General features: G+C 48.0%; 22 protein-coding genes. 8 read left to right on the top strand and 14 right to left on the bottom strand.

Annotation, left to right across the window (positions count from 1 at the left end):
* Positions 1–11: 11 nt before the first annotated feature.
* From SC428_RS05415 to mobI, 12 genes are all read right to left on the bottom strand, one after another.
* The gene (locus tag SC428_RS05415; RefSeq protein ID WP_042847181.1) at positions 12–239 is read right to left on the bottom strand and encodes a hypothetical protein; all 228 of its coding nucleotides are present in this window, start codon (positions 237–239) and stop codon (positions 12–14) included.
* Between the two features lie 24 nt (positions 240–263).
* Positions 264–497 carry a hypothetical protein gene (locus tag SC428_RS05410; protein ID WP_162762200.1) on the bottom strand — a complete coding sequence of 78 codons (234 nt, stop codon included), beginning with the start codon at positions 495–497 and terminating at the stop codon, positions 264–266.
* A gap of 164 nt (positions 498–661) precedes the next feature.
* The gene (locus SC428_RS05405; protein ID WP_042847185.1) at positions 662–1,180 is read right to left on the bottom strand and encodes a hypothetical protein; all 519 of its coding nucleotides are present in this window, start codon (positions 1,178–1,180) and stop codon (positions 662–664) included.
* A gap of 170 nt (positions 1,181–1,350) precedes the next feature.
* On the bottom strand, positions 1,351–1,650 hold the full coding sequence (locus SC428_RS05400) for a hypothetical protein (protein WP_042847189.1): 300 nt from the start codon (positions 1,648–1,650) through the stop codon (positions 1,351–1,353).
* Positions 1,651–1,725: 75 nt separating this feature from the next.
* A complete protein-coding gene (locus SC428_RS05395; RefSeq protein ID WP_052219409.1) occupies positions 1,726–2,283 on the bottom strand; it encodes a hypothetical protein in 558 nt (185 codons plus the stop codon).
* Between the two features lie 177 nt (positions 2,284–2,460).
* Positions 2,461–2,838, bottom strand: a complete 378-nt coding sequence (locus tag SC428_RS05390; protein WP_042847192.1) for a hypothetical protein — start codon at positions 2,836–2,838, stop codon at positions 2,461–2,463.
* Positions 2,839–3,043: 205 nt separating this feature from the next.
* Positions 3,044–3,301 carry a class I ribonucleotide reductase maintenance protein YfaE gene (gene yfaE / locus SC428_RS05385; RefSeq protein WP_080750913.1) on the bottom strand — a complete coding sequence of 86 codons (258 nt, stop codon included), beginning with the start codon at positions 3,299–3,301 and terminating at the stop codon, positions 3,044–3,046.
* A gap of 181 nt (positions 3,302–3,482) precedes the next feature.
* Complete coding sequence (locus SC428_RS05380; protein ID WP_042847195.1) at positions 3,483–3,779, bottom strand: hypothetical protein; 297 nt, start codon at positions 3,777–3,779, stop codon at positions 3,483–3,485.
* Positions 3,780–3,981: 202 nt separating this feature from the next.
* The gene (locus tag SC428_RS05375; protein ID WP_144139060.1) at positions 3,982–4,401 is read right to left on the bottom strand and encodes a hypothetical protein; all 420 of its coding nucleotides are present in this window, start codon (positions 4,399–4,401) and stop codon (positions 3,982–3,984) included.
* A 116-nt stretch (positions 4,402–4,517) separates the two neighbouring features.
* Positions 4,518–4,733 (bottom strand): hypothetical protein, encoded by a 216-nt coding sequence (locus SC428_RS05370; RefSeq protein ID WP_252446774.1) that lies wholly within the window; start codon positions 4,731–4,733, stop codon positions 4,518–4,520.
* Positions 4,734–5,583: 850 nt separating this feature from the next.
* A complete protein-coding gene (locus SC428_RS05365) occupies positions 5,584–6,072 on the bottom strand; it encodes a hypothetical protein (protein WP_042847204.1) in 489 nt (162 codons plus the stop codon).
* Between the two features lie 68 nt (positions 6,073–6,140).
* A complete protein-coding gene (mobI, locus tag SC428_RS05360; RefSeq protein WP_042847206.1) occupies positions 6,141–6,572 on the bottom strand; it encodes a conjugative transfer protein MobI(A/C) in 432 nt (143 codons plus the stop codon).
* Between the two features lie 1,013 nt (positions 6,573–7,585).
* Here mobI and SC428_RS05355 point away from each other — a divergent pair.
* The 7 genes from SC428_RS05355 to SC428_RS05325 all read left to right on the top strand — a co-directional run bounded on the left by SC428_RS05355 (position 7,586) and on the right by SC428_RS05325 (position 12,099).
* Positions 7,586–8,611: a ParM/StbA family protein gene (locus tag SC428_RS05355; protein WP_042847207.1), complete on the top strand. Its 1,026-nt coding sequence runs from the start codon at positions 7,586–7,588 to the stop codon at positions 8,609–8,611.
* A 16-nt stretch (positions 8,612–8,627) separates the two neighbouring features.
* Positions 8,628–9,158 carry a hypothetical protein gene (locus SC428_RS05350; protein WP_042847210.1) on the top strand — a complete coding sequence of 177 codons (531 nt, stop codon included), beginning with the start codon at positions 8,628–8,630 and terminating at the stop codon, positions 9,156–9,158.
* Positions 9,159–9,187: 29 nt separating this feature from the next.
* A complete protein-coding gene (locus SC428_RS05345; protein WP_042847212.1) occupies positions 9,188–9,751 on the top strand; it encodes a transglycosylase SLT domain-containing protein in 564 nt (187 codons plus the stop codon).
* Complete coding sequence (locus tag SC428_RS05340; RefSeq protein ID WP_042847215.1) at positions 9,744–10,277, top strand: hypothetical protein; 534 nt, start codon at positions 9,744–9,746, stop codon at positions 10,275–10,277. Before SC428_RS05345 ends, SC428_RS05340 begins: the two co-directional genes overlap by 8 nt.
* The gene (locus SC428_RS05335) at positions 10,274–10,789 is read left to right on the top strand and encodes a FlhC family transcriptional regulator (protein ID WP_042847218.1); all 516 of its coding nucleotides are present in this window, start codon (positions 10,274–10,276) and stop codon (positions 10,787–10,789) included. The genes SC428_RS05340 and SC428_RS05335 overlap by 4 nt, the downstream gene beginning before the upstream one ends.
* Positions 10,789–11,208 (top strand): hypothetical protein, encoded by a 420-nt coding sequence (locus tag SC428_RS05330; protein WP_042847219.1) that lies wholly within the window; start codon positions 10,789–10,791, stop codon positions 11,206–11,208. Before SC428_RS05335 ends, SC428_RS05330 begins: the two co-directional genes overlap by 1 nt.
* A 144-nt stretch (positions 11,209–11,352) precedes the next feature.
* Positions 11,353–12,099 carry a hypothetical protein gene (locus SC428_RS05325; RefSeq protein WP_042847220.1) on the top strand — a complete coding sequence of 249 codons (747 nt, stop codon included), beginning with the start codon at positions 11,353–11,355 and terminating at the stop codon, positions 12,097–12,099.
* A gap of 52 nt (positions 12,100–12,151) precedes the next feature.
* Here the strand turns inward: SC428_RS05325 and traN are convergent, their stop codons facing one another.
* Positions 12,152–14,866 (bottom strand): conjugal transfer mating pair stabilization protein TraN, encoded by a 2,715-nt coding sequence (gene traN / locus SC428_RS05320; RefSeq protein ID WP_196053746.1) that lies wholly within the window; start codon positions 14,864–14,866, stop codon positions 12,152–12,154.
* 192 nt (positions 14,867–15,058) lie between these two features.
* Between traN and SC428_RS05315 the strand changes: the two genes are divergently transcribed.
* Positions 15,059–15,235 carry a hypothetical protein gene (locus SC428_RS05315; protein ID WP_200129300.1) on the top strand — a complete coding sequence of 59 codons (177 nt, stop codon included), beginning with the start codon at positions 15,059–15,061 and terminating at the stop codon, positions 15,233–15,235.
* A 52-nt stretch (positions 15,236–15,287) separates the two neighbouring features.
* Here the strand turns inward: SC428_RS05315 and SC428_RS05310 are convergent, their stop codons facing one another.
* A complete protein-coding gene (locus SC428_RS05310) occupies positions 15,288–18,446 on the bottom strand; it encodes a conjugal transfer protein TraG N-terminal domain-containing protein (RefSeq protein WP_052219375.1) in 3,159 nt (1,052 codons plus the stop codon).
* Positions 18,447–18,457 lie beyond the last annotated feature (11 nt).

Below are 18,457 nucleotides of genomic sequence, written 5' to 3'. Positions count from 1 at the left end.
CACCGAGGGTTTTATTCAGGCTTGAAGTCCGAAGGGACGACAACGCGGAAAAAATCGAAGTCCTGCACGGTGGCCTTACGCATGTCATCCGATGGGGTGATCAGCTGCGGCTCCATAGACAGGCACGCACCTAACTGCGGCTTGCTTGCCAGAACGCCTAAGATGTTCGGTTGCTCAGGAAAGGTATAACCAAATGTGTGGCCGTTCTTGACCCAGTATGTACCGTTGATTGCGCTCATCGCTTTTGTCCTTACGCTGGTGGATCAGTGGGTCAGATAATGGTTGATGGCACGCTCAACGAACGAGACCGGCAGACCACTGCCATGCGCCAGGCGCTGAGTGTTAGAACGAACCAGCTCACGCTCATAACCAAAGCTGCTGCTGTAGTGGTACCACAACGTGCGACCTTTCTTGAACAGGTCGGACTCGTTTGCTATGCGCATGAACTGAGCCGGAGTCTGGCTCGGGCGTTTTGGTTTTTGGTTGATAGCGTTCATAGTAATGACCTCGATAACTGTTATTCGTTTTGTTTACTGCCTCTAAAAACAGTATCACCCACGGGTAACCGCTGACGAAGCAAATCGAAGGAAAAAAAGATATTTTTTTGAGAGGGGAGGGCAAAACAGAATGGGGGAGATCCCCCCATAGTTTAGATGGCGTATTACCGTTCGGTAATGCTGGTGGCATTTTGCATTCCGGAAAGTTTCACCCAGGCCATAACTTGTTCTTTGTCCAACTGGCCGCTCAGGGTGATGTAAGCCGGAGCGGCAACCAGGAGCGAATTACCGATAGAGAAATGGACGTTCACATCAACGCGGGACGCCCAAGGTATAGCAAACCAGAACACGGCATCGAATGGGGAGTGGATATTGATGCCATGTATCAGCTTCACTTCCCAGCGAACACCATATTCACCTCTGATGCCACGATAGAGGTGACCACGATCGCAGGCCCAGTCATCACCATCTACGTCACGCCAGATAAGCAGTTTATCATCTACAGCCTTAACGCTAGCCCCATAACGGGATAACAGATTCAGGATGGCCGCTGGTTCCTTAGCGAGGATGCTTTCAAGAACCACTCGCGAATCACCACGAACCTGTGTCACCGTCACAGTATCGTTTTCACCGAACCAAACTTGATGACCACTTTCTGCCAGGTGAGCAATCAGATTTAACATTGTAACTCCATGTGTTAATTATTTTTGTGTTAATAGTTAACCATGACCTTTACCGCTGACGAAGTTAAAAGGACGACAAATTTGGAAGGTGTTAAAACGGGGATTAATTGCAAAGAGATTGGCAAACCACATCATGCTTAGGTCTGCCGATATGAATGGCGCAGCAGATCTCAGTTTTTGCAGTCGAGCTTTTTGACGAGCCAGCGCTGAACCGGGAGGGTCTCTAACTCCATTTCAATGGTACATCTCTGGTCTGCAATGATGGCTTCATAGGTTAACGTGTCTTTAGAAACCGTACCCTGGGAAATGAAAATCTTTGCATTTGCTAAATAATCAAATGCAACCTTGCGAGCGATGTGCTCGTTCTCTTCGTTCAGATGCAGTTTTGGCAACTCACCCTCAGCCGTAGTAGCTTGAGCCAATGTAGGTAACGCAAGGGTCAGCGACAATAAAATAAGCAATCTTTTCATTGGATATTAACCTGTTGGGATTATAATCTGCCGAAGCATATCATTTCTGATATACCTCGGTTCTGTTTTTTTGGGTTATCCGCCAGGGTAAAGCAACTCGAAACGTTGAAGGAAAGCAACGCGGGCTTCCTCCGCCGGGAGAAGTCGTAACCCCATCAAATCCGCTGGTGGATATTTAGCGGGATCCGGAAACGCCTGGGCACCATGTCGGCCGAACATACTCATTTCAGTTGCGAGCATACGCAAATCAGCCACTTTCACCTCCGGCGACTCCACCAGCGGCAAACCATACTTTGCTCGAATAGCGCGATCGACACGACCTTCGATTTCACGGTAGTCCGGCAAGCGCGCTTTAAGAGGGCTGCTCACATCACCGCAGTATGCTTCACTGGCATCATGCATCAAGGCTTCGAACGCAAGATGCGGTTCAACCAAATGGCTGACCAGCACGCAATGCTGAGCCACGCTGTAATGCTGATCCAGGTGACCGGTAAAACGACAGATATTGGACAGAGCCGTCGCGATATCCTCAATATTAATCGCATCAGGGTTGATATCTTGGAACGAAAAACGTTTCCCGCTGTGGGTCAGTATCCAATCCGGGGCGGAGCCTTGTTTTACTTGTACGTGCATAGCTGCCAACAACTGCGCCACCAGCGACCGCTCCAACACAGTCAAATTACCAGACGTATCTGCCTGAAGGAATTCAAGCTGCTGTTTAGTGTACTTCGGCAAAGTCATCTTCTCTCCGATTTCATAAACGCTTTAACGCGCAGATTTTAAAGCCAACTTGTAACGGGTCTTTACTGCTTACTGACTGATTTTGCTCTTCTGAATTTGTTGCCAGGCCTCAATCTCTCTTTGAGAATCAGCATCCATGTCACCGGCCTGCAATGTGATTTGTTCCTCCAGAATGGAATCGAGATAGAGGTGATAGCGAGCACGCCGCTGTATACGCATAACAAAGAGAGCAAATACCAATACCCCACTACCGATCAGCGAGAAGGAAATGGCTGGGAGTGATGTCATCGGCATAGAGGAACTGCCGTCGTTAATCCACATAGACAGCTTTACCACCAGCACCGCAATGACCAATAGAACTACTGGGCGCATGATTGGGCGAATGGTACTGAAGCGGTCATCCCGGATGGAAAGGAGAACACCTTGAGAGGGGTCGTAGAGTGCCATCGTAAATACTCCGGTTGTTAATCTTAAAACAAAGCTAGCACGGTGCATTTGGCTGACGAATAGCGAGCGGCCACAGTAGAACGTCTTTTTTGGGTAAGTGAGAGCGCTTGATTACGTATGAGAGATACCAGAAAAAAACGCCACTGTTGCTGGTGGCGCTTAATCATATCGTGTATGAATTATCGAACGGAACAGACGGAAGCGATTAGATATCCAGCTCAACGTCAGTTCGGGGACGACAACAACAAGGCAACACTTCGCCTGGATTCACAAAGGCCAGGGGCTTAGTCACATACTCCACCGTACCGGCCAGTAAAGACACTCGGCACGAACCGCAGTAACCTTCCCGGCACTGATACTCAACCACAATGCCTACTGACTCCAGTCGTTCGAGGATGGTACTCACGTCGCTGGTGGCTTCAATCCGCTTTTTGCTATGTACTGCATGGATACACCCAGACATAATTCCACCCTATGTAGTGATACTGAACCAAGGGATCTTAAAATGTGCTAAAAACGCCTCAGCGGCTCCCAGAGGCGTTTCTTTGTTTCCAGTGCAATCGTATGTGGATTTAAATCAAAAAGTCGCCCTGAGACGTTTTCATGGCGAATGAGAAGGGATCCCGATCCTTCTCCGATCTACTTTACGACGCCGTGGAGCGACTCACGGCGTCGATAAAACGTTTTTCCCCAACACCAAACAAGAACGAGTCCAGCGCTTTACGGCCCGCTAACTCAGCCCCTTCCAATGCCGTTGCCAGGAAGTCGATCGGGCACACCATGCGGCCAGACAGCTTATGGGTGACCACCAGGTGATGGTCATTCATGGAGCGGGTAACCAGAAACTCTACTTGTTCACCATGTACCGATCGGCTGAAGCTCGCTTCCACTGAAACATGCGCATAACCATTTGCCGTTTTTACCTTGCCTGCCAACTCCATACGCTTCTCCTGTGTCGTTTTCTTGTCTGTGGTCAATCCTACCACCAAGCACCCTCCGACAAAGCGGGATTAACACAACTTGCCAGCGATTCTCTCGGCCAACCCCTCACAGGAGAACAACAAGTTATTTTCCTGTTCACGGTTCCCAAAATGAAAAAACCGCCCAAGTGAAGGCGGTTTCAAATCCAGCATATTGCTCGCGTTATTCCTCGGTCAGAGGCTTCAACGAGAAACGCCCAATCCGGGTATAGCGACCCAGATAGAACCCGACGAACGAGCTCAACACCACACACATGGTTCCAGTAAACCCAATTGGTTCATGCAGTACATGCTGCTGAATGTTCATGATCGCCCACATGCAACCGGCGTAACACAGAAAACCAGGAACGGATACCAAACGTTGCTCTCCGTTTGTCAATGGCCTTAGCCACCCATACACCGCGCAACCAAATAAAGCGAAACAGATAAACAGGCTCGGAAACGCTCCATCAGCCAGGGCATTCATCCCCGCCACAACCAGAAACAGTAACGATACGTTAAACCAGTACAGAGATCCCGGTGCCGGTATTTTAGTGCCAAACAATCCAGACTCACTCGGTGCCTTTGCCGCTTCGATGCTCATGCTTACCCCTCGTTGATTGTTAGTTCGTGATCGGCCAATCCAATCACTTGAGCCCTCGACATCCCCCACGGATAACGAGAGCAAAACTCAGAACTTTAAAACCCTGCCCAGCCTCATCACCAAATCGCGATAAAGCCACTTTCTTCGCCCCCGACAGAGTGACCCACCTTGTGACACAACATCACCAGATGAATATTAAGACCCATACGCTCCGTGACGAAATTGCTTAACGAAGCCAATGATGAGTATCCAATTTCGTCACTGAATGCCTTGCCCGCGAAATCACAAAGTAACTTCACCAAACCTATCTCATCCACCAGCGCCAGGCTCAACGTCAACGCAACTACCTCTGTGCGCTCTCCCACCCCAGATGCTCGTTGCGCCGATCGCTCTGTGGCAATTCCGCCGCATCCGACAAGCTCGGCTCCACACTTTTCAACAGCGTGAACTATGGGGACCCCCAAAACTCTCCCTCAGGGCTTCCTTCTCAAATAACCGGGTGGAAAGCTGAACCCTCTTTCACACCCGAGAAACGACTCAAAGAGTACGGGAGCCAAAAAAATCAGGCAAAGGTTATCGGCCTCGTTTTGCGCCCGTTTTGGGACGGACTCAAAACCAAATCCGTTAACACCCCCAGTGGAATAAACCGTAAAAAACCCCAAAACCCCCGGAGGAAACTCACTCCAAAAATCCAAAATGCATTCACACCCCTCAACAACCCCCGGAGGAAAATCATTCGAGGCATCCTGCTCATCTAAACCTCATACTGAACCCGCCATCCGCGACCCGCGAAGTGCTCTAACTCAACACCCTAAACAATCCCACCCATATCATTGCCCGCAATCCCTGAGAAAAAACAAAGCGCCATTTCCGTACCTCATTCTCACTTTGTTTACCCGAATTACATTCACATCGAGAACAAAACAAAAACAAAATCGCTCCTTCTTGTTTCGTTTACCTTCCCACCTTTCCCGATCGCAAATAGTCACCGCAAAAAAAACAAACCCGGCCATCCCGAATTCATTCTTGATACCCCAGCGCCCGTTGAAAGCCCGAGAGTCGCCTAAAGGCTCACTAACTGATCGCCTGAAGGCTCACTTTACAGAGGGAGACGTGTTTAAAATTAGGCGTAAAAAACCGGGACGGTGCCCGGCTTCAGATGTGCTATGGCGATGCGTTAAGTTAGCTCATAGAGGCAAGCTCATGGATTGGCGCGCTCATATTGAGAGACCAGCGGGAGACCTTGTTCTCAGCATCAACTTGATAGCTGACCAGGAACATGTAAATCCCGAAGCACAAGCGTGAAGGCTCAGTGAAGCCCAGCATGCATTTCGATTCCCTCGCCCCGAACAATGCCATCACCTTCAAGAGAACGTCCTGATCCCATTCATCAGCATGATGGATATACACCAGAGTGTTGCGTTGCAGACCCTTCGCAAATACTTCAAGTGCAGCCAGATCACTATTGGTATCAGCCAACACCTTAACGGCCGCGATCTTTTTGTGATTCGCCATTGTCATTACCGTTTCGACAGTACCGTCCAAAACTTCATGGGTCGCCTTTAGTCCCCAAAGTAACTCTTCGTGTTTTGTACCCAGGTTGCGGGTGAAATTTGCGCACACTTCACTGATTGCAATTGTTGCGTGTCTGTTAACGTTTTCGTGAGACATTCTCAACATTCCTCTTGAGTTGATTTTAACCATACCGGTCGTTTTGTTTACGCAGCTATAACCCCACGCTAAAGCTGCTTCCTACTCTCTGTTATCCGCCGGGATAACAGCTGGCGAATTGCCCGGTTCTTTTTCATCTCAGAACGGATCAAACTCAGCTGCGGTTCGTAAGTAACAATGAGCGTCAATTCACGGGGTGTAGCATCCGTGAAAACTTTCGCTGGATAGCTTTCCCCTTTGTTCACTTTCAAATACTTCGGAACCACCCTTGCAATTTCCCCTCCCGCCTTTCGCAATGGAGTCATCCTCGCCCAGCGGATCCGAACGGATGGACCCTGCTTAACAACGTTGAATGAGTAATGCGCTTTTTCACCACCGGCCGTTGCCAGCTTCCAAAAATCTTCTCTCAGCGTCGTTGCTTCGGCAGTCAAAACATCAGCCGATCTGTCCAAGGCTTTGACGCTTTCCTCCAGATGCTTGATGTAGCTTTCCACATCCATAGAGTTACCCTCACTTTAAAAATTCAAAAAGACCAAAAAAACGGAACCCCTATTATTACCCCACATGAGATCTCTTCCGGCTAAAGCAAAAACACCCTAAATAGGTTCAAAAACTCAGCCCCCCCAAAAAAAGCGGTAATATTATTACGCCGCCTTAGTGATCTCATGGACTGTTTCTCTTCTTTTGCACTCTCATGGCGAAAAGAAAGGCATCAGAGTTGTTGGGTGAACACATGAAAATACCTTTTTGAGCAAGACTGCGATTTTGGGGGGCAAAGAGGCTAAATCACTGCCTTTTAACTAACCCCGTATATAATATGGCAGCAGAGTGATCTTGTGGCATTTCCCTTGATTAACACTCTTATGGCGAAAAGAAAGGCATAAGAGTTCAATAGTCGTTACGTAATCCAGTCACCAGGCACACTAAGCACTAAAACAGCACATCAACTCAAGGTTTTTCGTCCCCGAAACGAGGCGCTTTTCCGGCTTGCGATCGAAATCGTCCCATCAAAATCTATCCTGGTAACAGCCGAAACATCGTGGAAAAGAGATGAAGATTAGCAGGTGTTGCCACTCAAAATAATTTGGTTCAATCGGTGAGTTTCTGACCTGTATTTGGGTTAGTTAATTTCGTCAGCGGTTATCCCCATGATAAAACGAGAGGGGTAATCCGTACCAAAAACAAGAATTATTTTTAAGTCGATAGCCCTGATTTACGGCCATATCTAGCCGTAAATCAGGGATAAAAAAGGCCATGAATGAAGGCTAAATCTGGCCTTAAAAATTGGCTAAATATAGCCGTAAATCATGTCCTTTTTCGTCCTCGTTTTGTCGATGAAAAAGGATGTTTTGTGATTTTCGAATGGCTATGATGTGCTCCGATTGTCTCGGGGCGAACGAATTTTTCGGGGTGATATCTCGACTGTCTCACTTTGTTAGCAGCATGAAGTGGCAAGGATGGGGGGGACGGAAGGGTATCACAAGCTGTAATTGTGTTAATAAAAGGTTAACAAATGAGTAAGAAAAACGCGATCGTATGTGGTGTGGACATTGGTTATAGCAACGTCAAAATTGCGACTGGCGATGCTTTTGCTTCTGTACCAGACGTCTCAATCTTCCCAGCGTATGCCACCACGGAAGAAGAAGAGGATGTAAATCTGGTGAAGCGCAATCGTGACCACGAAGTCACCGTCTACCCGAACGGAAACATGTGGCGAGCATTTACTGATCGTCCAGATGGGCGTGAACTACATGACAGTTATCACACCACGGAAATGTACTTGGCGCTGTACTTTGGCTCGTTGGCAAAAATTGCCGAGAAGGTCGGTAGCACCATTGACCTGTTGGTAACTGGTTTGCCTGTAAGGCTCGCCAGTGATGATAACGAGCGCTCCAAGTTGGTCGCCAGGTTGACAGGTACATTCACGATTAATCCGTCCACAAAAGTGACGGTCAAGCAAGTGATGGTAATCCCGCAAGGTGTTGGTGTTATCAACGATGTCGCGAACCGCGAAGGCTTTATCAGTGAAGATGAACTGTCAGAATCTAATATTCTGGTCATCGACCCTGGTTTTTTCTCGATGGACTATGTGGCCTTCAGTAATGGTAGCCGCGTGATGGGCTCCAGCGGCTCTTCACTGAAAGCCACCAGCACGATCATTGAAGGAATTGTTCGCACTCTCAATGAAGAAAACCCGCATGAGCGGCGTGATGATCTTCCTGAAATGGTCGAAATTGCGTTACGCAAAGATGCGGCTTCGTTCTTCAATGGTGCCCGCCACATTGAAGTAAAACCGCTGCTAAGCAAAGTTATTCCGCAAATCGCTGGTGGCGTAGTAAAAGAATTGCGCAAAAATGTCCGTGCGTTAGGGGCTATTCACATCATTGTGACCGCTGGTGGTGGAGCTCCTTATTATGAGCAGGCCGTGCGCGAAGCGTTCCAGAATGCCCGTATTGTAACGAGCCCAAATCCGGTCGCAAGCAACGCAATTGGCTTCTGGAACTACGGCGTTGACACCGTCATCTACGGTGACGAATAACGGATAAGGATACGTAATGCAGTTACGGGTGACGATTAATGACATTCTTTGTCCCGAGCTCGCTGCGTACCTTGAGTCCTGTCCACCAGGCAAAAGAAGTAGCGCACTGGTTGCCCTGGCGAACAGGGCTTATCTTGAAGGGTTAGGGCGTGAGGCAACGCCCAACATCTACAAGAAAGGAAAGGTAAGCGAGAAGCCGCGCTCACAAAAATTGGCAAAAGGAGGAAAAACAGGGCAGAATATTTCGTCGCCGGTGGGGACCGGTCTACAATCGTCTTATTCTGAAAACCAACCTGAGTTAGCAAAGCAGCAAGTAGCTCAGCCGTTGGCATCAAAAGCAGTAGAAGCAGTATCCGTTATACCAGGAAGCAATATTGAGTCTTCGGAGCCGCGTGGGGCGGTGTTGATGAAGAGCGAGGCAGGAAGCGAAAATACATTGTCGGTATCAGTAGATACTCAATCTACTGAGAGGGATACCGATGTTAACGCTGAAAAATCGATCCATACAGAGACCGCGTTGCCGCGTAAGCGGTTCCGCTTAGGCTAAGCCACTCTGTTGGGTTAGGGGTAAACAAAATGGGTAAATTACTGTTAAGCGCCAGTGTGGCAGCAGTAATCCTCTCATCTCAAATACTCCCGGCACAAGCTGGGGTGGTTGATTTGAAAGGAACGGCATGGGAAAAACATGCCAAGAATGAATGCGGTCTGGACCCGCATCTCTTATACGCCGTTGCTTTGTGGGAAAGCAAACAGCGTGCCGGTGGCGGCGGTTATGTCGCCCCAAGCCCTTGGGCACTGAATAATGCAGTTTACGGTGCCTACTATCCAAAAAACTACGAAGATGCGAAGCGCGCGCTTAAGCGCTACATAGCCGCATCTAAAGTAACCGATATCGGTATCGCCCAGGTCAACTATCGCTGGAACGGGAAGTATGTCAGCAAGCCAGAGGATCTTCTGGATGTAGACACTAACATTCGGGTTGGCGCGAAAGTGTTATGTAACGCTATCAAAAACTCCCCAGATGACATCGTTTTAGCAATAGGTAGTTATCACACTCCGAACCCGGAACTGCGTGACAAAGCGCGTTGGTACGGTACGAATGTGCTCAGAATCTGGAAGAGGCTGATTGAAAATGGTTAATGAAAACATATCGCTATTGAGCTGCGCTGCTTCACTGGAAACACGCGCGCAATCTTTTTTCCGCAGTCCGTTTGTTCTGTCTGAAGATGATCGCTTAGTGTTAAAAGACAAAGACCTTCTAGCGCAGCTGACAAAATCTGTTAAATCATACAACGTACCTGTTTTTATAGTTGACTACATGCCTGGACGCAAACTTACAGAAGTGGATAACTTCGTCCGGCATGACTCCTATATTCTTCGGCTTGCACTTCTCGTGTACAGCATCAGGGTGAAAATTCTCAACGGCACGCTGGCCGAGTCATTTTACTGGTTGGGCTCCGATGAAGCGTTGAATTTCATTGAGCGGCTTGACGATAGTCAAACCATTGACGCCATCATCAAGGGCGAACTGTATATCAAACCGGTTCGTTCGCTGCGGGAGCTCGCTTCTGGGGAGTGGAGCTCTGTTTTTGGCAGTGATAACCCGCACATGACTTTGCCAGCTTATTTGCAATTACGTTTTGAACATTGGAGCACAGATCTATGAAAGCCGCACTCGTAAAAGATGAAGACATTTTTGCTTTGGCACAGCGGATGGTCAAACTGGGCTTCCGTCGTCGTATCATTACCACGTCGCTTAATGCAAGTGACCGACTCATTGACCATTTGAAAAAACAGTTCGGTCAGGAAGAAGTGGCAATCGGACGCTTGAAACTGTCGGAAACCTTCTTGGCTTCGCAGCCAAAAAAGATGGAGGCAACCAACTTTATGAGCATCTATCTACGTCGCGCGAAGGACCCTAGCAATCAGGATGACATCAGTGAAGTGGTCGATTCGTTTGAAGTGTATCGCGAGTTAAATATGCGATTCAGACCGACTATTGCGGCGGATGTTATGCTTCATCCGAACGAAGCCTGGACACTGGCGCGTGACTTCCGTTCTGATGAGATCCGAATGGTGAAATGCGTACATTGTAAAATGTCCTTTATCACTCCCTTTGATGGTGATCGTTCGAATAAAAAGCATAAGTGCCCGTTCTGCGAAGATAAGGCTCATTAATGCAAACGCGAACTTTGATTGGAATATTCACAGCGTTAGCTTTGCAGGGATGCACTTTTCATACGTTGCCTGGCAGCCAGTTGGTTGCTCCCGGTTATATGCGCGTGAATCTGTGCCAAAAGCTGGACTCGCCCGAGCTTTGCAAGTCGAAGTTTGGCGAGTTCAAGAAACGGCTGATCGTGAAAGACATTTCCTCCACGGCGGGGTATATCATTCCAGATTCTGTTGGTTGGGGATGGGTGGTAAACAAAGTGAATGCACCTTTTGTTTTCTACGACCCGGAACTGAAGACAGAAATCCCCCCTCTGGAAGGGGAATTTATTCCGGGAAATTTCGAACCAGCCCTTAAAGTACCTTGCACGAAAGATGCGACATGCAGCCACCAGCAAGTGCTAACCGCTTGGAAAGATTCAATTTAAATCAAATTCACAGTGTTAGATCCCTTATTTAAACAATAGGGGATTTTTTTTAGCCAGATTTCTTCGTCAGCTGTCATGGCGGGGTTACTATGCTCTCAACACGAAAAACTACTTACCTGCAACTCTACGAATAAGGTACCGAACATGAAAAAGATTCTGACCGCTTCTTTGATTACTCTGGCAATGGCAATGACGGGCTGTGCTTCTAAACCTGTTCCGATGCCGGTGGATACCAATCCGTCGGAGGCTTTACAGTTTGCCCGTGCAATGGAGATGCGCCAAATTACAGATGCAGGTGATAATTATGTCATCTATAACAAGCTGGTTGACGGCGGGCGTATTCTCCCACTTGAGAATCCAGTAAGAGCAGGAGAGGTTGCCAAAACTCAACGGTCAGGTGCCGGTACGGCAGATGTTGTTGGTGGGTTGGCTATTAAAGATCCATTCATTGCTTTAACAGGTTTTTTAACCGCGAAAAGACCTCAGCCTTATACTGATGGGGTTGTTTTATTCGGTTCCTGGGCAGGGGGAGACCGGGAAGTAGATCAGTCTCAAATGTTTGAAGCCTTTAAAACCTTCGCCCCTAAAATGGCAGGTTTTAATGAATATGAACTATGCGGGCAGGACAAGAGCTGGAGTTGGTTCTCGTTAAGTAAAGCTAAAGAAACCGGGCACCTACCAAAACCGCCTGTTTTAGTCAGCCCTGAAGAGTATCGCTCTGGGTACGCATCGGCCTGTTTCTTCTATCTTGCGGCGAAAAAAGAAAACATGCCATTGATGAAGGAACTATCTGTGGCCCTTGGTGCAAAACGAGCTCTGTTTGTGCCAGCCTCCCAAGAGCATGCTCCGTATGTGTTTTACAACGGTAAGGTTCTTGAATTCAAAAACTAATATTACAGACGAAAGTAGAAACCCCGCCAAAACTGAGCGGGGTTTTTTATGATTAACGCACTTGTATTGAAGCGCCTGCTTTATCCTTCAGGTCATTTATATCAACGCTATCAACGCCATCCTTGAAACGGTCGAGGCTGTTTTTACGTTTACCGTCAACGTTGAGAATGCTGCCTGAACCGGTAATGCTGTCGAGATTGACTGATTCGGGCGTTGGCAGTAAATCGGCTGAGTAAAGTGAACCAATCCATTCCGACAGATCGACTTTTTGGAAGTCAATTCGACCAAACTCTTCCAACGTTAAGCCACGGCAATCCGGATTCTTGTTATCACCCCAACCAATGCCCAACTGGGCGCGCCCTTGTTCTTGGAAAATTCGCCCAATCTGTGAGTTGAACGTGCAGTAACTTGACCGTTTTTCAATGCACTGCCCTAACACTTTGGATTGGCACCAGCTATCGATGAAGGTCGCAAGTTTGGTTTCTTTTTTCACAGCAAGCTTAAATTCATCTGCTGTACAAGCCCAGATGATGTTTACCAAGATGTTTGCAACCTGATATGCCATGTAGGCATAACCGACAACGGAAATAGCGGAAGTAAGGGTGGAAGACAGCTCTACAGAACTGGCTAATGCGCCGTCGGACCCGACCGCAGCAACCGATTCTGACCCAGCAGCTGTGCCCCCGGCCTGGAATAACGCATTTGTTACGCTCGAACCAAAGGTGTCCAAAGTCCATTGAGCAACTTGTTTAGTTAAAGTGCCCACCGCCTGATCCATCATTTCTCCGATACCGAGATCTGCAATTTTATCTGCAACCGCTGACCCTGCATTACCAGTTAAGCTATCCAGTGCAGACATTGCAGGTTTAGTGATTGCATCAATAGCACTGTTAGCCAATTCAGAACCCATGTCGAACATGCCTTTACCTTGCTCGAACATGCCCGCTTTAACGGCCAGCGCATCTGAAACTTTCAGGGTGTAGTAGGTTAGCTGAAGATACTCAATCCAGCTGACATCAACAGGCTGGTTGCAGCAATCGACCCAGCCACCCAGTGCTGATTTACAAGTAGCAGCTTCACCTTTGAATAAGGTGCAAGTGCGATTGACGTTGATAGTTTCATCACCGCAGGTCATTTCGTTAACCGCGTAAGTCGCCGCTTGAAGCATTGCGACTGCCGTTTGGAAGTCTCCACTAGGTTCCGATTCTGGCGTTAAACAGGTACCGTTGATGCACTGCACCGCTCCAGCACACTGGTAAGTCTCGGTTTGTGTAGTGCTTGGCACTGTAACATCTTGACCGCAGTCCCAGGTCTCAGAAGCTTGCCAACAACCGCTTTGCCCACCAGCTGCGCCTGTGATGCAGGAAGACTTAATAAATTTGCAGGCATTGTTATTATCAAAGTCTTTGCATGAGTTATTCACTCCGGCATCAGTACCACAGTTAGATACAACGGTTGCACTACGGCAGAATGGGGAAAGCCCGCCGATCGGTGGTGTTTTAAGATCCTTTTCGCACACAGTAACCCCATTGATATAAGCGCAGCCATTCGCGTCAGGTGTGACTGTTTCATTGCAGGTGACCGAATAGTTTTGGCAATAACCCTGATTGACTGCATCCAGAAAAGTATTGAACCCTTCTTGGTTGTCGGCAATCCATTCATCTTTGCTAACGGCCTTAGATGGGTCGTAGCGAACTTCCAATTTCGCATAGCCTTCACCATTGCCATAAACTGAAACGCGTGTTTTGAAAATCAGTTCATCGCCGTCTTGTACTTCCTGGAAGTTCTGAGTCACGTCAGCCTGTGGATCAACACGCCAACTGGTATCCAACTCGCAAGGCCCTTCGGTTTCTGGTGGGAATAACTCACCTTTGCTGTAGTTCCAAGGTCGGTATTTCCCATCAGTACCTGCATCCTTCATTCCTGCAACAGGGCCCGCAAATACTTTTTTCTCACCAAGGTAGATCTGCATATAATCATCCCAGGTTGCGTAAGTCAGTTTTGCACTGGAAATGGCTTGCGGGTTGTAAACGCGAACACCTGTATATTCTTCATATATTTTACAACGACCATCCCAGTAGTTATCGCCGACTCTACCCACCCAAAGAGTTACGCAGGCTTCACCGCAACCTTCAATGTTGGCAGAACCGGAGCTATGGCTCAGGAAGCCTGCCACGTAAGGGTGGGTTAAACGATAGGTGCCACTGACGCTGGTGGTGCGAGTGCACTCTTTATAATCAGGAATGTGTTGCTTAACACCGTCCGTATTCAGTTCGGAGGTCATTGAGCAGTCATCCAGATCCTGCATGTATTTATCCTGGTTCGCCAAGAAATCTTTGTGTTTGTCAAAGATAGAATCCGTGGCTTTCAGTTTTGCAGTCGTTTTCGTTGAGCCTGAAACGGCGCGATAGGCTTCGCCTCGCAATGACGATTCAGAGGCAAGTGCAGAACCAGTATCAAAGCCTAACTTTTGGGTTTCACCATCATTACCATACACGGATTTCAGCTGATCCAGGGAGGTGGATGACGCCTCGCCAGGATACACGTTATTTAAGTTAACGGCCTCACCATCCCCATACTGAACAGTGCCGTTACTATTTGCAGAAAGACCGGGTAGAGACTTATAGAATTCAACCGCTGACTGAGCATTTGCTGCCGAGTTTGCCGAGTAAGCGTAGGGGGCATACATCGCTACACCCAAGTGGCTCATCGTGAACAACGTGCAGACCGTTTTTGAAAACCAATTTTTCCTAAAAAGGGTTATCATTCGTAATCACCTTGTAGATTGCAGGCATTGATGGCTAGGCGTATCACAGAAAATTTCGTCACCTGAAAGAACTGTGAGAGAATCAATGCATAGAGACGCCATTGAGCAAGCATAAATCAATGACGTATACGGGCAACAAAGAAGGGCAGCAAAACGAGGTGCTTTTCTTTTACTGATATTTGGGAGTAAAACATGAGTACATTTGGCGCACACGGCGTAGCCTATCTACCCCCCATTGTGGTTCACAGAGTTCCAATAAGCACGAAAAAGTCACCACCCAAACCACCGGGGATCCAAAGAGACATTGCGCTTTGCATGTTTTGGCTGGTACTCAGCGTTCCCGCTGCTTATATGCTCTATATCGGTTGAGTTTTTTAGGCCAAAAAAAAGCCTCCGACTGGAGGCTTTTGTATGTTAAGGGTTATTTCTTCTCGTTATCAGACATCAGCGCCTCGACAGATTCTTTTACGACATGAGCATCAGTACGATGCATGTTGCTCTTCGTGGATTCTACCTTGCCAATAATCGCCATTGCTAGCTGCTGATCGCCGCCTTCAAGCCTACCGTTCACATATTCACCGCCGGTTGCGAGGGTGACAGCGTGGAAGGCCTGAATACGAGCGTGTTCCATTTGCTCTGGCGTATTGTCTTTGTCTTTGACGGTACCGTACAAGTGTGAGATGGCATTTTTAGCGTATTCGCCTCTTTCACCTCCAACACCAGTTACTTGAGAAGCCATTTCCTGTCCCTGACCGTAACCTTCCTGATAAGAGAACCCCCCCGGCTTAATGCCGTTTGAAACCTTGTCTAAGGCGCTTTGAACCTTAGGCATCGCATCCCCCGTCATTCCATAATTTGATTTGTTCACCAGTTCATATCGTGCAGCATTGCCTCTCATAGTGTTGAGTTCTTGGGTTGAACGGGATTCATGATTCTCAACCTGTCCTTTATTATCGAAATGCTGATCAATAACGTGCCCCTGGGCTGTGCCTGGTGCTGATTGGGCATAATTACCAGCTATGCCTGCTGCTGCCTGACCCTGGGTAGAACTTGAACCATTATTAACACCACCAGCAATACTATCGATATGCGCTTCGGCTTGCTCTGCGTTAGCTGCGATCCCTTGGTTTGCCCTGGCAGCATCAGCGCTGACCTCTGGTTGTTGCGAACCTCCACTAACGAAACCTGACAGTTTAGCTACTTCGCCAGCTTGACCTATTGAAGCCGCTGCGCTGAACTGAGCGAATGTATGCGCATCTTCCTGTGTCATCCCTAGTGAAGAGAGGCGTGCTGTATCTTCGTTGATCCGCTGAGATAAGTCTTCGCGACCAGCCAATACCTGAGTTAGTGCGGCTTGAGCTTCGTTGCTACCTCCAATGGATTGCGCAATCTGTGCTGAGTTCATGTTTTGGCCCAGAGAGCTACTCATCGAATACTGTTGTGCTTCAGAATAGGATTTTTGAGCCGACTCCTGTTTTTTATAAGCTTCACCGTATTGTTGGGTTGCCGCAGTGCTTTGTCCTGCTGCCTGCATGCTGCTGTAATAAGCCATTGAAGACTGTGACCTGATTTGACTGAGTTGCGAGCTTAGCGCGTCACTGTTTGAAGCGTTATCACTGCTTGAGTAGCTCGCGTCCGCCGTGTGAGTTTTACCTTTTGAAGCTGACTCATTACGCTGTAAGGATGCCGACCCAGAAACTGAGGCACCAGACCCTCCAATTTTCAAACCAGCAGATGCCTCAGCGCTACCTTGAACAGAGCCCATATTCAAAGCTGTCAATGCTTCAGCTTCGGAAGTCCCGTTACGCGAAGCGACATCTTGAACAAACGAACGCTGGGAAGAGGTTAGAGAACCCAAAGCAGCTTGCATGGCATCCTGGCTTTGTTGAGACTGGGTTCCATTTCGCATGTTGGAAGCAACCTCTTGGAACATTTTCCCTTCTGATGCAGAGCGTTCAACCGAGGCTGACTCGACGTTCTGTTTAGCGCTGGCGAGGTTAGTAGAAGCAGATTGCTTCATATCAAATTTAGGCAATGCGGAAGATGCACCACCCATGACAGACCCACTGGAGCGATCGAAGTTCACATCAGCGCTTCGGTTGTTCATGGCTGGCGCGTTCGATACATCAGGAGCCATCTGCTTGGTATCAGCTGCGTGAGGCGCAGCGGCGGAGTTTGCCAGTGAGTTAAAGGCGACCGAACTACCCCATACGATAAAGCCACCCAATGCAGGGATCATCGCATATAAATTCCCAGCAAGGCCGATGCTTTTTTGAGTTTCAAATAGCATCAGATATAGCTTATCGAATGAAATCGGATCTATACCATTGAAAATGGCAGACAAGTTAGTTTGAGTGTGAACAAGCACGTACATGTTTACAACTGCTGCCAGTGGCATCCAAGTCTGAGTCCAGATAATGACCAGAAAATATTTCATAACCAAGCGAACACCCATAATGCCCAGACCGAATAAAAAGGCCATGAATGGCGTAAGAGCATAGATTAGCCCTTGGAAAATTGGCATAAACGCCGCCATCCAAGACAGGAAAGACGCGCCGGAGGATGCCCACTGGAAGGCTTGTTGGGTTTGCGTTTGAGTTCGGGTGATAGCAGCGGCACCTCGGAAGGAGGCTTCATATCCATACTTAGGCACATCACGAAGGTAGGGGTACATGATCATCGTCATTTGGAAATCACGCATCGTTGTACCGCTTAGGTTGTAAAAATTCATGATCTCCTGAACTTTTCTGCTCGTATTACAGACGTCACCATCGCCCTGACAAGTCCGGCCCAAAGCGGCATAAGAACGCTGGTAGGCTTTACGGAACATGTCAGAAGAGGATGCATGTTGCATGATCAATTTATCAAAAGCATCTGCACAAGAATATTGTGAAGATACACCTTTCATATCTTCCATTCCTGGAGCCCAGCCCACCATATTGCCATCATAAAGCACGACGTGCTGGAAGCGGTCATCAGATCTCAGCCCTTGCACGCCTTGAGTGCCTCTATAAAGAGTTGAGTAGGTTTTCGCCCCCCGAATAACATCTTTAGTCACGCAGGTTTTCATATAACTTTCCACGCTTCTGGCGAAATCTACACGCGGTTTTTCGTTGGCTAAAAACCAGCGCATTGGGTTTTTTAATGTGTCATAAAGAGACGTCATTGCCACCAATGGATCCAATGCACCATACTCAGTCATTGAAGGAGTGGAGAATGCTTGCTCCATTTTTTCTGTAATTGAATACCCGACAGTGGATATGATGGAGGCCGATGCTGCAAGGCCTGCCGGAACGTTATCAACTGCACGGAAACGTCCGCTAGTAACATCTTCGATGTTGACACGAGCCGAAACCTGGAAGAACACCATATACATGACAATACAGACGGCCATGTTTTGGAAGGAGACGGTTTTACCTGCTGAAATAGCCGATGAAATAACAATCCCGATCACCCCTAACAATGCAGCAATGCGAAATAGATCTGAGAACATCCCACTATTCATTAGCATTGCAACTGCGTTGAAAACATTATGCATAAATTCAATGTCACCAACGGTATATACGTTCCACTGAGTCATTTACTCATATC

It is taken from the genome of Providencia sp. 2023EL-00965, assembly GCF_033550225.1.
Taxonomy (GTDB): domain Bacteria; phylum Pseudomonadota; class Gammaproteobacteria; order Enterobacterales; family Enterobacteriaceae; genus Providencia; species Providencia manganoxydans.
Note: the sequence above shows the minus strand (reverse complement) of the source record. Positions and strands in the feature narration are given on the sequence as shown.

Bases quoted from the DNA above. Each gene is read 5' to 3' on its own strand.
- SC428_RS05415 (WP_042847181.1), bottom strand. From the start codon at position 239: ATGAGCGCAATCAACGGTACATACTGGGTCAAGAACGGCCACACATTT.
- SC428_RS05410 (WP_162762200.1), bottom strand. From the start codon at position 497: ATGAACGCTATCAACCAAAAACCAAAACGCCCGAGCCAGACTCCGGCT.
- SC428_RS05405 (WP_042847185.1), bottom strand. From the start codon at position 1,180: ATGTTAAATCTGATTGCTCACCTGGCAGAAAGTGGTCATCAAGTTTGG.
- SC428_RS05400 (WP_042847189.1), bottom strand. From the start codon at position 1,650: ATGAAAAGATTGCTTATTTTATTGTCGCTGACCCTTGCGTTACCTACA.
- SC428_RS05395 (WP_052219409.1), bottom strand. From the start codon at position 2,283: ATGCACGTACAAGTAAAACAAGGCTCCGCCCCGGATTGGATACTGACC.
- SC428_RS05390 (WP_042847192.1), bottom strand. From the start codon at position 2,838: ATGGCACTCTACGACCCCTCTCAAGGTGTTCTCCTTTCCATCCGGGAT.
- yfaE (WP_080750913.1), bottom strand. From the start codon at position 3,301: ATGTCTGGGTGTATCCATGCAGTACATAGCAAAAAGCGGATTGAAGCC.
- SC428_RS05380 (WP_042847195.1), bottom strand. From the start codon at position 3,779: ATGGAGTTGGCAGGCAAGGTAAAAACGGCAAATGGTTATGCGCATGTT.
- SC428_RS05375 (WP_144139060.1), bottom strand. From the start codon at position 4,401: ATGAGCATCGAAGCGGCAAAGGCACCGAGTGAGTCTGGATTGTTTGGC.
- SC428_RS05365 (WP_042847204.1), bottom strand. From the start codon at position 6,072: ATGTCTCACGAAAACGTTAACAGACACGCAACAATTGCAATCAGTGAA.
- mobI (WP_042847206.1), bottom strand. From the start codon at position 6,572: ATGGATGTGGAAAGCTACATCAAGCATCTGGAGGAAAGCGTCAAAGCC.
- SC428_RS05355 (WP_042847207.1), top strand. From the start codon at position 7,586: ATGAGTAAGAAAAACGCGATCGTATGTGGTGTGGACATTGGTTATAGC.
- SC428_RS05350 (WP_042847210.1), top strand. From the start codon at position 8,628: ATGCAGTTACGGGTGACGATTAATGACATTCTTTGTCCCGAGCTCGCT.
- SC428_RS05345 (WP_042847212.1), top strand. From the start codon at position 9,188: ATGGGTAAATTACTGTTAAGCGCCAGTGTGGCAGCAGTAATCCTCTCA.
- SC428_RS05340 (WP_042847215.1), top strand. From the start codon at position 9,744: ATGGTTAATGAAAACATATCGCTATTGAGCTGCGCTGCTTCACTGGAA.
- SC428_RS05335 (WP_042847218.1), top strand. From the start codon at position 10,274: ATGAAAGCCGCACTCGTAAAAGATGAAGACATTTTTGCTTTGGCACAG.
- SC428_RS05330 (WP_042847219.1), top strand. From the start codon at position 10,789: ATGCAAACGCGAACTTTGATTGGAATATTCACAGCGTTAGCTTTGCAG.
- SC428_RS05325 (WP_042847220.1), top strand. From the start codon at position 11,353: ATGAAAAAGATTCTGACCGCTTCTTTGATTACTCTGGCAATGGCAATG.
- traN (WP_196053746.1), bottom strand. From the start codon at position 14,866: ATGATAACCCTTTTTAGGAAAAATTGGTTTTCAAAAACGGTCTGCACG.
- SC428_RS05315 (WP_200129300.1), top strand. From the start codon at position 15,059: ATGAGTACATTTGGCGCACACGGCGTAGCCTATCTACCCCCCATTGTG.
- SC428_RS05310 (WP_052219375.1), bottom strand. From the start codon at position 18,446: ATGACTCAGTGGAACGTATATACCGTTGGTGACATTGAATTTATGCAT.